Annotated in this window: 1 rRNA gene; it reads right to left on the bottom strand. The window is 54.3% G+C overall.

From position 1 onward, the window contains the following. Nucleotides 1-1461, bottom strand: a 23S ribosomal RNA gene (locus tag ACH6CZ_RS16225); the annotation flags it as partial.

The raw sequence follows: 1461 nt of genomic DNA, 5'->3' as shown, positions 1-1461 counted from the left end.
TTGGTTAAGTCCTCGATCGATTAGTATTCGTCAGCTGCACATGTCACCATGCTTCCACCTCGAACCTATCTACCTGATCATCTTTCAGGGATCTTACCACTTGCGTGTGGGAAATCTCATCTTGAGGGGGGCTTCATGCTTAGATGCTTTCAGCACTTATCCCGTCCGCACATAGCTACCCAGCGATGCCATTGGCATGACAACTGGTACACCAGCGGTGCGTCCATCCCGGTCCTCTCGTACTAAGGACAGCTCCTCTCAAATTTCCTGCGCCCACGACGGATAGGGACCGAACTGTCTCACGACGTTCTGAACCCAGCTCGCGTACCGCTTTAATGGGCGAACAGCCCAACCCTTGGGACCGACTACAGCCCCAGGATGCGATGAGCCGACATCGAGGTGCCAAACCTCCCCGTCGATGTGGACTCTTGGGGGAGATAAGCCTGTTATCCCCGGGGTAGCTTTTATCCGTTGAGCGATGGCCCTTCCATGCGGAACCACCGGATCACTAAGCCCGTCTTTCGACCCTGCTCGACTTGTAGGTCTCGCAGTCAAGCTCCCTTATGCCTTTACACTCTTCGAATGATTTCCAACCATTCTGAGGGAACCTTTGGGCGCCTCCGTTACTCTTTAGGAGGCGACCGCCCCAGTCAAACTGCCTGCCTGACACTGTCTCCCACCCCGATCAGGGGTGCGGGTTAGAAGTTCAACACAGCGGGGGTAGTATCCCACCAATGCCTCCACCGAAGCTGGCGCTCCGGTTTCTAAGGCTCCTACCTATCCTGTACAAGCTGTGCCAAAATTCAATATCAGGCTGCAGTAAAGCTCCACGGGGTCTTTCCGTCCTGTCGCGGGTAACCTGCATCTTCACAGGTACTATAATTTCACCGAGTCTCTCGTTGAGACAGTGCCCAGATCGTTGCACCTTTCGTGCGGGTCGGAACTTACCCGACAAGGAATTTCGCTACCTTAGGACCGTTATAGTTACGGCCGCCGTTTACTGGGGCTTCAATTCGCACCTTCGCTTGCGCTAAGCACTCCTCTTAACCTTCCAGCACCGGGCAGGTGTCAGCCCCTATACTTCACCTTACGGTTTCGCAGAGACCTGTGTTTTTGCTAAACAGTCGCCTGGGCCTATTCACTGCGGCTCTCTCGGGCTTGCACCCTAATAGAGCACCCCTTCTCCCGAAGTTACGGGGTCATTTTGCCGAGTTCCTTAACGAGAGTTCACTCGCTCACCTTAGGATTCTCTCCTCGCCTACCTGTGTCGGTTTGCGGTACGGGCACCTTGCATCTCGCTAGAGGCTTTTCTTGGCAGTGTGGAATCAAAGACTTCGGTACTAATTTCCCTCGTCATCACAGCTCAGCTTACGCGGAAACGGGATTTGCCTCATTTCCTGCCTAACTGCTTAAACACGCGCAACCAACGGCGTGCTCTCCTATCCTCCTGCGTCCCCCCAT

The organism is Jeotgalibacillus sp. JSM ZJ347 (genome assembly GCF_044383825.1).
Taxonomy (GTDB): domain Bacteria; phylum Bacillota; class Bacilli; order Bacillales; family Jeotgalibacillaceae; genus Jeotgalibacillus.
The sequence above is the reverse complement of the archived record's forward strand: the minus strand, read 5'-3'. Positions and strand labels throughout refer to the sequence as shown.